Origin of the sequence: Streptomyces morookaense, from assembly GCF_013030945.1 — a bacterium.
GTDB lineage: Bacteria > Actinomycetota > Actinomycetes > Streptomycetales > Streptomycetaceae > Streptomyces > Streptomyces morookaensis.
In genome coordinates, this window is record NZ_JABBXF010000051.1 from 61305 (window position 1) to 75463 (window position 14159).

Here is a 14159-nt window from a genome sequence, read left to right on the forward strand (position 1 = left end):
CGCATCGTGGTTGCTCGCGCAGTTCCTCGCGCCCCTTGCGGGGCGCATGGCACAGTCGGCGGCATGAGAACCGTCGAAGACCGACGGCACCGTGCCGTCGAGGACGCCGTGCGGCAGGGGATCGTCGGTCCGCAGCAGCCCGTCGCCGGGTTTCTCGACGTGGACGCGATCCGCGACGCCGCCCGGACGCTGCGCGAGGCATTCCGCGCGCCCCGCGTCCTGCACACCTTCGCCGTCAAGGCCGCCCCGCTCGTCCCCGTCCTCCGTCTCCTCGCCGACGAGGGCCTCGGCTGCGAGGTCGCCAGCCCCGGCGAACTCGCCCTCGCCCGGGCGGCGGGAACATCACCCGCCCGCACCGTGCTCGACTCCCCCGCCAAGACGGGCGCCGAACTGCGCGAGGCCCTCGCGCTCGGCATCGCCGTCAACGCCGACAGCCGCGAGGAGCTCGCACGGCTGGACGCGCTCGTCCAGTCCGCACCGACCTCCTCCACGCTCGGCCTGCGCGTCAACCCGCAGGTCGGCGGCGGCAGCATCGGCGCCCTGAGCACGGCCACCGCCACGTCCAAGTTCGGCATCGCACTGCGCGACGAAGGGGCGCGCGCATGGCTGCTCCGCGCCTGCGCGGAGCGCCCCTGGCTCACGCGGCTGCACGCCCACGTCGGCTCGCAGGGGTGCCCGCCCGAGCTGATGGCCGAGGGCGTGCGGGCCGTGTACGAGCTGGCCGAGGAGGTCAACGCGGCCGCCGGGCGGCAGCAGATCGCGACGCTCGACATCGGCGGCGGGCTGCCCGTCAACTTCTCCTCCGACGAGGTCACCCCCACCTTCCACGACTACGCCCGGCTGCTGGCCGGCACCGTCCACGGCCTGTTCGACGGCCGCTACGGCCTGGTGACGGAGTTCGGCCGGTCGCTGCTCGCCAAGAGCGGCATGGTGCTGGCCCGCGTCGAGTACACCAAGTCGGCGGGCGGCCGCCGGATCGCGGTGACGCATGCGGGGGCGCAGCTGGCCGTGCGGACGGTGTTCGCGCCGGAGTCGTGGCCGCTGCGGGTGGCCGCGTACGACGCGCAGGGGCGGCCGAGGACGGGACCGGCGGTGGCCCAGGACGTGGCGGGACCGTGCTGCTTCGCCGGCGACCTGGTCGCCGTGGACCGGCCGCTGCCGCCGCTGGAGGCGGGTGACCACGTCGCACTGCTGGACACCGGCGCGTACTACTTCGCTCACCACTACGCGTACAACTCGCTCCCCCGGCCGGGGGTTTACGGCTACACGGCCGCAGAAGGCGAGACCACTCGGTTCGTCACCGTCCGTTCGCCGCAGACACTCGCCGAACTGGTTGCCGAAGGCGGCGCCGCGCACGCGGCAGATCTCACCGCCCTGCGGTGACCTTCGCACCGCCGGGTGCGGCGTCGCCCGCGGCGAGCCCGGTGGTCAGGTAGCCGGTCACCCGCGGGGCGGCGGGGCTCGCCTGGGCCCACTCGGCACGCACCCACAGCAGCGCCTCGCCGCTGCGCTCCAGCGCACCCAGCCACCGGGCCTTCGCCCACAGCCCGGCACCGGCCCCGGCCAGCCCGAGGCCGACGGCGCACGGGAGCGCGAAGGAGGAGCCGACGGCGACGAGGAAGCCCAGGAGCAGCCACCAGCGGTGCGCACGGCGCCAGTTCCGCACGGTGACGGCGCGGTCCTGCAGGAAGACGGCCCGCCCGGCACGGGACGCACTGCGCGCGAGCTCCGTATAGCGCTTGCGGCGCACGGCGAAGACGACGGCGGCCGCGATCAGGAACAGCGCGGCACCGGCGAGCACGCCGATGCGCAGGCCGGTGAGCCCCGGTACGAAGGCGCCGATACCGGCGCCGAGCAGCCCGGACCACCAGAGCCAGCCGGCGGGCGCCCGGACGATCACCGCCACCCGTGCCAGTGCGTACTTGCTGCCGCCGCTCACGTTCGGACCTCCTCGTTCCGGATCGGATTTCCGGTGCGGAAGGGTAGCGGGGCTTTCTGAGAGCGGGCTGAGTGGCGGCCGGGGCGCTAGCCCACTCGGAGTCATACCGCGGTATCACACGGGACTTGGCCCCGTCGTGTGATGAGTCACGGGCCGCCCGATCCCTACGCTCGTCGTATCAGACGAACGGAAGGATCCACGCCATGCCGGTGACCGACCCGCAGCGCGCCCTGCGCCGACGAGCGCTCGTCGCAGCCGGCGTACTGGCCCTGACGGGGCTCGTCAGCGCCTTCACCCCCACCGCCCACGCGGCAGCGGCCACAGCGGCAGCGTCACCGCTGCCCGCCCCCACCGGCCCGTACCCCGTCGGGACGACGACCCGGCACCTCACCGACACCGCACGCCCGGACCCCTGGCACCCGGAGCGGGGGCCCCGCCAGGTGATGGTCAGCTTCTGGTACCCCGCCGCGCGGGCGCAGTGGCGCACGGCCCAGCGCGTGGCCCCGCACATGGACACCCTCTCCGCCGCCCACTTCGGCTCGGCCAAGGGCGCGGGGGCGTTCAACTACGGCGTGCCCGTCGGGAGCGTCGACTGGGCCGCCACCCGCACGCACGCCGTCGTGGACGCGCCCGTCGCGCGCGGCACCCGGGTGCGGCCGGTCGTGCTGTACTCCGCGGGGCTGGGCGACCCGCGCACCTGGAACACCTCGCTCGTGGAGGAGCTCGCCTCGCGCGGCTACGTGGTCGTCACGGTCGACCACACCTACGACTCCTCCGAGGTGCTCCTCACCGGCACCGGCCCCGGCCGCCAGGGCGGCAGGCGGCTCGTGGAGTCCGCGCTGCCCGCCCTGGCGCGGCAGCACGGCACCGACCCGAGTGCCGTGCTGCGCAAGGCGATGACGGCCCGGGTGGACGACACGCGCTTCGTCCTCGACGTGCTCGACGGCCACCGGCAGCACCCGCGGCCCGAGTTGCCGCGCACGCTGACGGACGCGATGGACCTGCACCGCATCGCCATGGCGGGCCACTCCGCGGGCGGCTTCACCGCGCTGCAGGCGATGCACGACGACCGGCGGATCGGTGCCGCGGTCGACATGGACGGAACCCTGGCGTTCCCCGACGGCAGGCCCGGCAGCGTGGCCCGGGACGGGGTCGACCGCCCGTTCCTGCTCATGGGGACGGAGAGCGCCGACTCGGGCTCGTACCGCCGCCAGCCGTCGTGGGCGGCGCTGTGGCAGCACTCGCGCGGGTGGCGCGGCGATCTGACGCTGCTCGGCTCGCGGCACGGGGCGTACACGGACGCGGCGGCCCTGCTGCCGGGCGCCGCCTCGCGCGAGGTCCTGCGGAAGGACGTGGGAACGGTGCGCCCGGAGCGGGCGGTGGCCGCGACGAGGGCGGCGGTGGTGACGTTCCTGGACCGCTTCCTGCGGGGAAGGGAGAGCCACATGCTCGACGGCTTCCCGGAGCTGCGCCCCGAAGGGGCGCGGGGAACTGCGCGACCAGCCACAACGAACCGTTACTCGACGAACAACCCCCGGGCCGCCGCCCGCACATCGAACTCCTCCAAGCGCGCCTGAGCATCAGGCAACGCATCACACATCGCCTCCAGCAGCACCCGCCCCAGCAGCATCGGCGCACACGCCGTGTCGAAGGCCAGCCCCGTCCCCACCGCGGCCGGCAGCAGCAGCTCGCTGTACCGCGCCACGGGCGCGAACGTGGAGTCCGCGACGGTGACGACCGTCAGCCCCGCGTCCTGTGCGTAGGCAAGCGCCTCCACGACCTCCCGCGGATGCCGCGGCAGCGCGAAGCACAGCAGCGCGCTCGCGCCCGCCCGCACGGCCGCGTCGATCCGGTCGACGAGCAGCGTGCCGCCCTCGTCGAGCAGCCGGACGTCCGGGTGCACCTTGCGCGCGAAGTAGGCGAAGCCGCCCGCCTGGGCCCCGGCGGCGCGCAGCCCGAGCACCGGCAGCGGCCGGGACGCGGCCAGCAGCCGCCCCGCGCGGACGACCGGTTCCGGGTCGGCGAGCAGCGAGGCCAGGTGGCGGAGGTTGTCGATCTCCGCGTGCACCGCCTGCTGGTACTCGTTGTACGAGTCCGCCGCCGCACCCGCGGCGGCCGGTACGACATCCCGCAGGTGCCGGCGCAGCGCCGGGTAGCCGTCGAAGCCGAGGGTCACCGCGAAGCGGGTCACCGACGGCTGGCTGACACCGGCCAGTTCGGCCAGCTCCACGCTCGACAGGAACGGCGCGTCGGCGGCGCGCCGCACCATGCAGTGGGCGATGCGCCGCTGCGTCGGCGTCAGCCTGTGCCCCTCGAAGAGTTTCTGCAGCCGCGCCGTGGCACCGGTGTCGCTCATCGACTCTCCTCGGTCATTCAATTCATCACCGTCCCAGCCTGCATGAAATTATGCAGCCCGGGGCGGCGGCGCGTCACAGCGGCGGCAGCAGCTTCTTCTGCGGCTTGCCCATCGCGTTGCGCGGCAGCGCGTCCAGGAAGCGGATGCGGCGCGGCCGCTTGTGCACGGACAGGTGCCCGGCCACGAAGTCGATCAGCTCCCGCTCGCCGACCCCGTCGGCCACCACGTACGCGACGACCTCCTGCCCGAGGTCCTCGTGCGCGACCCCCACCACGGCCGCCTCGCTGACCGCCGGGTGGTCCAGCAGCGCGTTCTCCACCTCGCCGGCGCCGATGCGGTAACCGCCGGACTTGATCAGGTCGGTGGAGGCGCGGCCCACGATGCGGTGGGTGCCGTCCTCGTCGACGGCCGCGATGTCCCCGGTGCGGAACCAGCCGTCGGCGGTGTACGCGGCGGACGTCGCCTCCGGGCGGCCCAGGTAGCCGGCGAACAGCGTCGGGCCGCTCACCTCCAGCTCGCCGATGCCGCTCTCGGTCGCCGCCAGCCGGGTCCGGACGCCGGGCAGCGGCAGCCCCACCGCGCCCGGACGGCGCTCGCCGTCGGCGCGGGCGGAGACGGTGATCAGGGTCTCGGTCATGCCGTAACGCTCCACGGGCCGCTGCCCGGTGAGCTCCTCCAGGCCCCGGAAGACGGGCGCGGGCAGCGCCGCGCTGCCCGACACCAGCAGCCGCGCCCCGCTCAGCGCCCGCGCCGCGGCCGGGTCGCGCACGACGCGGGACCAGACGGTCGGCACCCCGAAGTACAGGCTGCCGCCCGCGGCCGCGTACGCCTCCGGCGTCGGCCGCCCGGTGTGCACCAGCCGGCAGCCGGTGCGCAGCGCACCCAGCACGCCCAGGACCAGACCGTGGACGTGGAACAGCGGCAGGCCGTGCACCAGGGTGTCCTCGGGCGTCCACTGCCAGGCGTCCACGAGCCCGTCCAGGCAGGCGGCGATCGCCGCGCGGGGGATCAGCGCGCCCTTGGGGGCGCCGGTCGTGCCGGAGGTGTAGAGGACGAGGGCGGTGGACGCGGGGCCGGGCTCCGCGCCCGTCCAGGAACCCTGCTCGCGCATGTCGACGGGCACGTCCTCGCCGAGGACCAGTTCGGCGCCGGAGTCGCGCAGGATGTGCTCGCGCTCGGCGGGCCCGGCGTCCGGCGGCAGCGGCACCACGGGCACCCCGGCCAGCAGGCCGCCCACGACGGCGGCGACGGTCTCCACGCTAGGCGTCGCCCGGACGGCGACGGACTTGGCACCGGCGATCCGGGACGCCACCGCGCTTGCGGCTCCCCGGAGTTGCTCCCGCGAACACGACTGCCCGGCGATGGTGAGGGCGTCCGGACGGTCGCCGGGCCCGGCGAGGGAGGCGAGCAGGGGGACGGTCACGGGTGCTCCTTCCGAGAGGTGCGGATCCTGTGACCGTACAACTCGGGGTGCCGAGCCCCGAAGGGGCGCCCCTTACGTGGTGCAGAGGCCGCCGCACCCGGGCCGTAAAGGCGGCCCGGGTCGGGACGGCGGCGGCCCCCGCAGGACGGCCAGAGTCCGGGAGCCGCTCCGGAAGTCCCGCCGACGCCTCCAATATGCCGGTCACTTGTTAAGCCCGTGCTGCGAGCACGTGACGCATACGTACCTTTGACGGACCGGCAGACGACAAGGCCCCAACGAACCGGAGCCCGCGGCTACTTGGCGCCGTTCTCCTCGGCCAGGAAGGCCAGCAGGTCCTGCCGGCTCACCACACCGGACGGCTTGCCCTCGACCAGCACGACCGCCGCATCCGCCTTGCCCAGCACGGCCATCAGGTCGGCGACCGGCTCGCCCGAGCCGACCTGCGGCAGCGGCGGGCACATGTGCTTCTCCAGCGGGTCGCTCAGCGAGGCCCGGCTCGCGAACAGCGCGTCCAGGAGCTCCCGTTCGACGACCGAGCCGACGACCTCGGCGGCCATCACATCGGGGTGCCCCGCGCCCGGCTTGACGATGGGCATCTGCGAGACGCCGTACTCGCGGAGCACCTCGATGGCCTCGCCGACCGTCTCCTCGGGGTGCATGTGCACCAGCGAAGGCAGGCCGCCGTCCTTGCGGCGCAGCACGTCGCCGACACGGGCGGTGGCGGGACCCTCCTCCAGGAAGCCGTAGTCCGCCATCCACTCGTCGTTGAAGATCTTGCTCAGGTAGCCGCGGCCGCTGTCCGGCAGCAGCACGACGACGACGTCCTCCGGGCCGAGCTTCTCGGCGACCCGCAGCGCCGCGACGACCGCCATGCCGCAGGAGCCGCCGACGAGGAGGCCCTCCTCCTTGGCGAGGCGGCGGGTCATCTGGAAGGCGTCCTTGTCGGAGACGGCGACGATCTCGTCGGCCACCGACCGGTCGTACGCGGTCGGCCAGAAGTCCTCGCCGACGCCCTCGATCAGGTACGGCCGGCCGGAGCCGCCGCTGTAGACCGAGCCCTCGGGGTCCGCGCCGACGACCGTGACCTTGCCGTCGCTGGCCTCCTTCAGGTAGCGGCCGGTGCCGCTGATGGTGCCGCCCGTGCCCACGCCCGCGACGAAGTGGGTGATCCGGCCCTCGGTCTGCTCCCACAGCTCCGGACCGGTCGAGTGGTAGTGGGAGAGGGGGTTGTTGGGGTTGCTGTACTGGTCGGGCTTCCAGGCGTTGGGCGTCTCACGGACGAGGCGGTCGGAGACGTTGTAGTAGGAGTCCGGGTGCTCGGGGTCGACGGCGGTCGGGCAGACCACCACCTCGGCACCGTAGGCGCGGAGCACGTTGATCTTGTCCGTGGAGACCTTGTCCGGGCAGACGAAGATGCACTTGTAGCCCTTCTGCTGGGCCACGATCGCGAGACCCACGCCCGTGTTGCCGGAGGTCGGCTCCACGATCGTGCCGCCCGGCTTGAGCTCGCCGGACTTCTCGGCGGCCTCGATCATGCGGACGGCGATGCGGTCCTTCACGGAACCGCCCGGGTTGAAGTATTCGACCTTGGCAAGCACGGTGGCCTCGATGCCATCGGTCACGCTGTTGAGCTTCACCAGCGGGGTGTTGCCGACGAGCTCAATCATCGAATCGTGATACTGCACGGTGATCTCCGCGGTCAGGGGCACTAGCGGTCGTCGCGTACCCGTAAGCCCAGCCTATTGCGCGTCCGACTGCACTAGTGGCGCGTTGCGTTCGACTGCAGGCGGGGCAACCTGCTGGTAGTGCGCCACTGCAAAGGGGTGCACCACATTCGTGAAGCTTTCATGAAGCCTTTGTGAAACGGGCCTCCGAGCACGGGTTTTCCGTGTCGCGGAGGCGGTGAAGGAGGCCGGCCGATGTCCAGGTCGAGGGCGAGGGCAGCACGGCGGATCGCAGCGGCGGCGGCGTACGGGGGCGGGGGCGTCGGGCTGCTGGGCGGCGCCGTGCTGGGCGTGCTGCTCACCGAGGTGGCACTGGCCAAGCGCGTGGTGGGCGGCAGTCCGGACACCCCGCCGCAGGCGGACGGGCGGTACGGCTCGGCCTTCGTCCACCGGCTGGGGAACCAGCCCCTGCTGCTGGGCATGCTGGGCGACTCCACGGCGGCCGGCAAGGGCGTGCACCGGCCGCGGCAGACACCGGGCGCCCTGCTGGCCACCGGCCTCGCCGCGGTGGCCGAGCGCCCGGTCGAGCTGCACAACGTGGCGCTGTCCGGCGCGCAGTCGTACGACCTGGAGCGGCAGGTCACGCTGCTGCTCGCCGACCCGGAGCGGATCCCCGACGTCTGCGTGATCATGATCGGGGCCAACGACGTCACCCACCGGGTGCCGGCCGCCCGCTCGGTGCGGCTGCTGACGGAGGCGGTGCGCCGGCTGCGCGAGGCGGGCTGCGAGGTCGTCGTGGGCACCTGCCCGGACCTGGGCACCATCGAGCCCGTCTACCAGCCGCTGCGCTGGCTGGCCCGGCGGATGAGCCGCCAGCTGGCGGCCGCGCAGACCATAGGGGCCCTGGAGGCCGGCGGGCGCACGGTCTCGCTGGGCGACCTGCTGGGGCCGGAGTTCGCGTCGAACCCGCGGGAGCTGTTCGGGCCGGACAACTACCACCCCTCGGCCGAGGGCTACGCCACCGCGGCCATGGCCGTCCTGCCGACCCTGTGCGCCGCGCTGGGCCTGTGGCCCGAGGACGAGGAACGGCCGGACGCGGCGCGCCGCGAGGGCATCCTGCCGGTGGCCCGGGCCGCCGCCCAGGCGGCGGCCGAGGGCGGCACCGAGGTGTCGCCGGCCCGCGGCCGCTGGGCGCTGCTCAAGCACCGCAAGCGGCGCCGGCTGCCCGGCTACGCCGAACCGGCGGCGCGGCGGCGGGCGCAGCCGCGCACGGTGCACGGGCTGCGCTCGCCGCAGCCCCCCGCGCCGGGGTTCCGGCCGAGCGACAATTGATGCCGGCACCGCCCTCCGGGAAAGAGGCCCGTATCACAGCGACGAGGCCGTGACCACACCGCTACGTGCGGGTAACTTCCCGGAGAGTCCTGCCCACCCGTCACCCGGCCGCCGCCCCTCAACGAGGCGCTGCGCGCCGCCCCTCCAGTCCGCGCACCCTGGGAGCCGTGATGCCCGAAGCCGTGATCGTCTCTACCGCCCGCTCCCCCATCGGCCGCGCCTTCAAGGGCTCGCTGAAGGACCTGCGCCCGGACGACCTGACCGCCACGATCATCCAGGCCGCCCTCGCCAAGGTGCCCCAGCTGGACCCGCGCGAGATCGACGACCTGATGCTCGGCTGCGGCATGCCCGGCGGCGAGCAGGGCCACAACCTGGCCCGCATCGTGGCCGTGCAGATGGGCATGGACCACCTGCCCGCCACGACGATCACCCGCTACTGCGCCTCGTCGCTGCAGACCTCCCGGATGGCGCTGCACGCGATCAAGGCGGGCGAGGGCGACGTCTTCGTCTCGGCGGGCGTCGAGATGGTCTCCCGCTCGGTGAACGGCTCCTCCGACGGCATCCCGGGCACCCACAACCCGCTCTTCGCCGACGCCGAGGCCCGCACGGCCGCCCGCGCCGAGCAGGGCGGGGCCGACTGGCACGACCCGCGCGAGGACGGGCTGGTCCCGGACGCGTACATCGCGATGGGCCAGACCGCGGAGAACCTGGCCCGGCTCAAGGGGGTCACCCGCCAGGAGATGGACGAGTTCGGCGTCCGCTCGCAGAACCTCGCCGAGCAGGCCCTCGCCAAGGGCTTCTGGGAGCGCGAGATCACCCCGGTGACGCTGCCCGACGGCACGGTCGTCACGAAGGACGACGGCCCCCGCGCGGGCGTCACACTGGAGGGCGTCCAGGGCCTGAAGCCCGCCTTCCGCCCCGACGGCCGGATCACCGCGGCCAACTGCTGCCCGCTCAACGACGGTGCGGCGGCCGTGGTGATCATGTCCGACACCAAGGCGCGGGAGCTGGGCCTGACCCCGCTCGCCCGGATCGTCTCGACGGGCGTCTCGGCCCTGTCCCCCGAGATCATGGGCTACGGCCCGGTCGAGGCCAGCAAGCAGGCGCTGCGCCGGGCCGGGCTCGCGGTCGGCGACATCGACCTGGTCGAGATCAACGAGGCGTTCGCCGCACAGGTCATCCCCTCCTACCGGGACCTGGGCATCGACCTCGACCGGCTGAACGTCAACGGCGGCGCGATCGCGGTGGGCCACCCCTTCGGCATGACGGGCGCCCGCATCACGGGCACGCTGATCAACTCGCTGCAGTTCCACGACAAGCAGTTCGGCCTGGAGACCATGTGCGTGGGCGGCGGCCAGGGCATGGCAATGGTGATCGAGCGACTGAGCTGAGCGAAGGTCCGGTCCAACCCCCGGATCGGCAACTGCCACATGCAAGGTGCCGTCACCTTGCCCAATCGTGACCGAATCTCCCCCAGGATGTGACCAAGGTCCCGGGGGAGATTTGTTTCCCCAGGTCAGATGATTGAAGACAGAACGGCAGGGCCTTTGGTCCCGTCCGTTTCGGTCCGTTTTGCACTGGGGGCCGCTGTGGACGTACGCCAAGCTGAGGTAGGAATTCGGGGGATCCGATGCAACCGGGAGTACGTCAGTGAGCGCCATGTCCCTTGCCCTGCTGCTGGCCGCCGGCACCGCAACCGCCGCAGGCACCGCCGCCCTGTACAGCGCGCGCGGCCTGCGCCGGCAGATCACGGCGCTGCGCGCCGACCTGGCGGCCGCCTCCGCGGACCGTGTCGAGCGCGCCGCGGTGCCCGCTGCCCGGACCGCGCCGGCCGCCGAACTCTCCGAGATACGGGCCGCGGTCGCCGACGCCCTCGCCGAGGAGCGGGAGCGCGAGCTGGCCGAGGCGCGTGCGTTCTGGGCGGCGCAGGAGGCCAGGGATCTGGCCGGGACCGGCGATGCGCACTCCCTGCTGCCGGGCCTGGAGGCGCTCGCGGACGCCGAGTCCGAGGCCGCCGAGTCCCCCGAACTGGCCGCCGCGCGGCGCCGTCACCCCTCGCACCCCGAGTTCTCCCCCGCCCCGTCGCCCGACGACCACGAGCGCACGGCCGAGCGCCTGGCCGAACTCGCGCAGGCCCGCATGCCGCTGGCCGACGTCCGGCCCGGGCCGCTGGGCACGCTGGACGTCTACGTCTTCGCGGACGGCACGACGCTGTGCATGACCCCCGGCCACCGCGAGACCTCCGAGCGCCTCGCCGGGGCCCTCCGGGACGGGGACGAGCCGGTCCTGCTGGGCGGCTCCGGAGTGTCGGGTGCCTACGCCCTGACGTTCAGCTGCGCGTCGGGCACGGTGTACGTCCTGGCGGACCGGGTCATCGCGTCACTGTAGGCCCCGGCTCTCACAGCCCGCAGCGCCGCCCCGCCTCCTCCACCATCGCGACCGCCTCCGCCACTCCCGTGTGCAGAGGCGCGCCGCTGCGCGCCAAGGCCTCGGCCAGGTCGTGGCCGGCCACGGCCACCTGGTCGGCGACGGCGAACATGCCGGCCTCCGGCATCTCGCGCCGCTCCGCGGCGTGCGGTTCCTCGATCCGCTGGGCCCACGCGGCCAATTCCCGCGCCAGCGCCAGCGCTTCCGCGGCCGCTCCCCGGCTCAGGCGGGACTGCGGCAGGGCCCGCAGCCGGTCGGCGAAGGTGTCCACGGCGGCCAGAAGAGGCGTCACATCATCCACGTCCCGAGCCTATGCGCCGTCGACCGACTGTTGCCAACGCCTGAACACTCAGGCACGGTGACATGAAGGACCATCATTCGACGCGTCCGGAGGCGCCGATGTCCCACGTCTTCTCCGACGAGACCCACCGGAACCTGCTCTCCCGCATCCCCCAATGCACCGGCCGTGAAGTGGCCGACTGGCTGCGCACGGTCGACGAGGGTCCCGCCCTCTCCCGCTTCGAGGAGAAGGTCAGCTGGCTGCGGGCGGAACACCAGCTGGCCTACGGCCACGCCAAGGCGATCGTCCACGAGTACGACCTCCGCCGGGCCGCTCGCAGGCGCGGATAAGACGAAAAGACCCCGCGCCCCGAAGGGGCGCGGGGTCCTGCGCGACCGGTCTCAGTCGTTGTTCAGGATCGCGATGATCCGCAGGATCTCCGTGTAGATCCACACCAGCGACATCGTCAGGCCGAACGCCGCCAGCCAGGACTCCTCGCGAGGCGCCCCGTAACGGACGCCGTCCTCGATCTGCTTGAAGTCCAGCGCCAGGTACGCCGCACCGAGCACCACGCCGATGATGCCGAAGACGATGCCCAGGCCGCCCGAGCGGAAGCCCAGGCCGTCGCCGCCGCCGAACGCGGCGAACAGCAGGTTGACCGCCATCAGCAGGACGAAGCCGATGCCGGCCGCCACCACGAAGCGCATGAAGCGCTGGTCGACCCGGATGAGCCGGGTGCGGTAGGCGACGAGCACGCCGACGAAGACGACGATCGTGCCGAGCACGGCCTGCATGGGCGCGCCGCGCGCGATGGTGTTGTAGGCCTGGCTGATGACACCGAGGAACAGGCCCTCGAAGACGGCGTAGGCCAGGATCAGCGCAGGGGTCGGACGGGCCTTGAAGGCCTGGATCAGGCCGAGCACCATCGCCACCAGACCGGCGCCGAAGCCGACACCGACGGGCAGCTGCAGCGCCCACGCGGCACCGGCCGCGATGACCAGCAGGCCCAGGGTGATGCCGGTGCGGGAGACGACGTCGTCGATCGTCATCCGGCCGGTCTGCGCCGGCGCCTGCGGGTACCCCTGCTGGAGGTCGGGGCCGCCCTGCGCGTAAGGGTTGGTCGGCTGCGCGTACGGGTTGCCCGCGTAGCCGTGGTTGGTCGCGTAGGGGTTGCCCTGGGCCGCGGTCCCGGCCTGCGGCCCCGGGTCGAAGCCCGCGTAGCCACCGCCGCGGCTGAACCCCCGTCGCGAGAAGACCGGGTTGCTGCTCCTCATCTCACTCCTCCGTGGCCACCCTGCGCGGCCTTGGCGTCAAGCGTAATGGGTAGGCAAAAGAATGCCTCTCCTGCTACGGGACGATCTTTTCCTCGCGTTCCCACCTACTGACAACGCGATGCCAGGGTGCCCGGTTCCGGGAAGGCCCGTGAAGCGGGTGTCAAAGAAGCGCGAGCGATTACGGAGAATGCCTCGGCGGTGCCCGGAGCCGGACTTGAACCGGCACGGCCCGTAGGGCCAGCGAGGTTTAAGCTCGCCGTGTCTGCATTCCACCATCCGGGCTGGTTCTCTCGGGCCGCACAAGCAGGGGGAGGCACCAACCCCTCCCCCCTGAGAGAGCAGGACGAGCCTAGCCGGGGAGCGCCCCCCAAACAGCGGAACGGTGACCGGAGGTTGTCTTATTTTATTGGCAACTGAGGGGTCATCAGTACAGGGACGACGCCATGGGCACATGCCAGCGGCCGATCCCCGCCGTTCACCACCCCACCCCGGCGGGGAAGCGGAATTGTCGCAATCTCGTCGCCCTCGGTAAGGGTCGGCCTCCTACCCAGGGATGACAGGAGCCCCTCCGCAGACCTCCGGAGGTAGGGCGTGGAACGGGAGCTTCGGCTGATCCCCGGGCACAAACCGCCGGGGAGCATGGAGGGGTCCCTTGCACCACATCCCGACAGGAGCGCTCCTGTGACCACCAGCCCCCTCGGCGCCCAGACCGCCGTCCGCACCGCCGCGGTCGCGGCCCGCGCCACGGATCTCACCAAGGTCTACGGACAGGGCGAGACCCAGGTGGTCGCCCTGGACGCCGTCTCCGTCGACTTCCACCAGGCCGAGTTCACCGCGATCATGGGCCCCTCGGGCTCCGGCAAGTCGACCCTCATGCACTGCATGGCCGGCCTCGACACCGTCTCCCGCGGCTCGGCCCGCATCGGCGACGTCGAACTGACCGGGCTGAACGACAAGAAGCTGACCCGGCTGCGCCGCGACAAGATCGGCTTCATCTTCCAGGCCTTCAACCTGCTGCCCACGCTGACGGCCCTGGAGAACATCACGCTCCCCATGGACATCGCCGGCCGCAAGCCCGACAAGCAGTGGCTGGACATGGTCGTCGACACCGTCGGCCTGTCGGGCCGCCTCAAGCACCGCCCCAACCAGCTCTCCGGCGGCCAGCAGCAGCGCGTCGCCGTCGCCCGCGCCCTCGCCGGACGCCCCGAGATCATGTTCGCCGACGAGCCCACCGGAAACCTCGACTCCCGCTCCGGCGCCGAGGTCCTGGGCTTCCTGCGCAACTCCGTGCGCGAACTCGGCCAGACCGTCGTCATGGTCACCCACGACCCCGTCGCCGCCTCCTACGCCGACCGCGTCGTCTTCCTCGCCGACGGCCGCATCGTCGACGACATGCGCGACCCCACCGCCGACGCCGTCCTCGACCGCATGAAGCGGTTCGACGCCAAGGGCCGTACGAGCTGA

The 14159-nt window shown here is 72.9% G+C and carries 13 protein-coding genes and 1 tRNA gene; 7 read left to right on the forward strand and 7 right to left on the reverse strand.

Features of this window, described 5'->3' with window-relative positions:
* The first annotated feature begins 63 nt into the window (after positions 1-63).
* Positions 64-1383, forward strand: a complete 1320-nt coding sequence (locus HG542_RS22215) for a type III PLP-dependent enzyme domain-containing protein (protein WP_171084175.1) — start codon at positions 64-66, stop codon at positions 1381-1383.
* Here the strand turns inward: HG542_RS22215 and HG542_RS22220 are convergent.
* Complete coding sequence (locus tag HG542_RS22220; RefSeq protein WP_171084177.1) at positions 1367-1939, reverse strand: hypothetical protein; 573 nt, start codon at positions 1937-1939, stop codon at positions 1367-1369. The genes HG542_RS22215 and HG542_RS22220 overlap by 17 nt on opposite strands.
* 203 nt (positions 1940-2142) lie before the next feature.
* On the opposite strand from HG542_RS22220, the gene HG542_RS22225 reads away from it, so the two are divergent.
* A complete protein-coding gene (locus HG542_RS22225) occupies positions 2143-3516 on the forward strand; it encodes an alpha/beta hydrolase (RefSeq protein ID WP_171084178.1) in 1374 nt (457 codons plus the stop codon).
* On the opposite strand, the gene HG542_RS22230 is transcribed toward HG542_RS22225, so the two are convergent.
* The 3 genes from HG542_RS22230 to HG542_RS22240 form a co-directional block, all read right to left on the reverse strand.
* Positions 3456-4295: a MurR/RpiR family transcriptional regulator gene (locus HG542_RS22230; protein WP_171084179.1), complete on the reverse strand. Its 840-nt coding sequence runs from the start codon at positions 4293-4295 to the stop codon at positions 3456-3458. The genes HG542_RS22225 and HG542_RS22230 overlap by 61 nt on opposite strands.
* A gap of 73 nt (positions 4296-4368) precedes the next feature.
* Positions 4369-5718: an acyl-CoA synthetase gene (locus tag HG542_RS22235; protein WP_171084181.1), complete on the reverse strand. Its 1350-nt coding sequence runs from the start codon at positions 5716-5718 to the stop codon at positions 4369-4371.
* 293 nt (positions 5719-6011) lie between these two features.
* The gene (locus HG542_RS22240; protein ID WP_171084182.1) at positions 6012-7403 is read right to left on the reverse strand and encodes a cystathionine beta-synthase; all 1392 of its coding nucleotides are present in this window, start codon (positions 7401-7403) and stop codon (positions 6012-6014) included.
* Positions 7404-7637: 234 nt separating this feature from the next.
* Here HG542_RS22240 and HG542_RS22245 point away from each other — a divergent pair, with 234 nt between their 5' ends.
* The 3 genes from HG542_RS22245 to HG542_RS22255 all read left to right on the forward strand — a co-directional run bounded on the left by HG542_RS22245 (position 7638) and on the right by HG542_RS22255 (position 11102).
* Positions 7638-8714, forward strand: a complete 1077-nt coding sequence (locus tag HG542_RS22245; protein ID WP_227726051.1) for an SGNH/GDSL hydrolase family protein — start codon at positions 7638-7640, stop codon at positions 8712-8714.
* Between the two features lie 170 nt (positions 8715-8884).
* Positions 8885-10105 (forward strand): acetyl-CoA C-acetyltransferase, encoded by a 1221-nt coding sequence (locus tag HG542_RS22250; RefSeq protein WP_171084218.1) that lies wholly within the window; start codon positions 8885-8887, stop codon positions 10103-10105.
* Positions 10106-10364: 259 nt separating this feature from the next.
* Positions 10365-11102, forward strand: coding sequence for a hypothetical protein (locus HG542_RS22255; protein WP_171084184.1), 738 nt, complete (start codon positions 10365-10367; stop codon positions 11100-11102).
* A gap of 10 nt (positions 11103-11112) precedes the next feature.
* On the opposite strand, the gene HG542_RS22260 is transcribed toward HG542_RS22255, so the two are convergent.
* Positions 11113-11442 carry a hypothetical protein gene (locus tag HG542_RS22260; RefSeq protein ID WP_171084188.1) on the reverse strand — a complete coding sequence of 110 codons (330 nt, stop codon included), beginning with the start codon at positions 11440-11442 and terminating at the stop codon, positions 11113-11115.
* A 98-nt stretch (positions 11443-11540) separates the two neighbouring features.
* Here HG542_RS22260 and HG542_RS22265 point away from each other — a divergent pair, with 98 nt between their 5' ends.
* The gene (locus HG542_RS22265; RefSeq protein WP_171084220.1) at positions 11541-11771 is read left to right on the forward strand and encodes a DUF4287 domain-containing protein; all 231 of its coding nucleotides are present in this window, start codon (positions 11541-11543) and stop codon (positions 11769-11771) included.
* Between the two features lie 51 nt (positions 11772-11822).
* Here the strand turns inward: HG542_RS22265 and HG542_RS22270 are convergent, their stop codons facing one another.
* Positions 11823-12695: a Bax inhibitor-1/YccA family protein gene (locus tag HG542_RS22270; RefSeq protein WP_171084189.1), complete on the reverse strand. Its 873-nt coding sequence runs from the start codon at positions 12693-12695 to the stop codon at positions 11823-11825.
* A 199-nt stretch (positions 12696-12894) separates the two neighbouring features.
* Positions 12895-12977, reverse strand: a tRNA-Leu gene (locus tag HG542_RS22275).
* A 357-nt stretch (positions 12978-13334) separates the two neighbouring features.
* On the opposite strand from HG542_RS22275, the gene HG542_RS22280 reads away from it, so the two are divergent.
* Positions 13335-14159: an ABC transporter ATP-binding protein gene (locus tag HG542_RS22280; protein ID WP_176606848.1), complete on the forward strand. Its 825-nt coding sequence runs from the start codon at positions 13335-13337 to the stop codon at positions 14157-14159.

Coding starts and splice junctions, on each gene's coding strand:
- HG542_RS22215 (WP_171084175.1), top strand. CDS start 64: ATGAGAACCGTCGAAGACCGACGGCACCGTGCCGTCGAGGACGCCGTG.
- HG542_RS22225 (WP_171084178.1), top strand. CDS start 2,143: ATGCCGGTGACCGACCCGCAGCGCGCCCTGCGCCGACGAGCGCTCGTC.
- HG542_RS22230 (WP_171084179.1), bottom strand. CDS start 4,295: ATGAGCGACACCGGTGCCACGGCGCGGCTGCAGAAACTCTTCGAGGGG.
- HG542_RS22245 (WP_227726051.1), top strand. CDS start 7,638: ATGTCCAGGTCGAGGGCGAGGGCAGCACGGCGGATCGCAGCGGCGGCG.
- HG542_RS22250 (WP_171084218.1), top strand. CDS start 8,885: ATGCCCGAAGCCGTGATCGTCTCTACCGCCCGCTCCCCCATCGGCCGC.
- HG542_RS22265 (WP_171084220.1), top strand. CDS start 11,541: ATGTCCCACGTCTTCTCCGACGAGACCCACCGGAACCTGCTCTCCCGC.
- HG542_RS22270 (WP_171084189.1), bottom strand. CDS start 12,695: ATGAGGAGCAGCAACCCGGTCTTCTCGCGACGGGGGTTCAGCCGCGGC.
- HG542_RS22280 (WP_176606848.1), top strand. CDS start 13,335: ATGGAGGGGTCCCTTGCACCACATCCCGACAGGAGCGCTCCTGTGACC.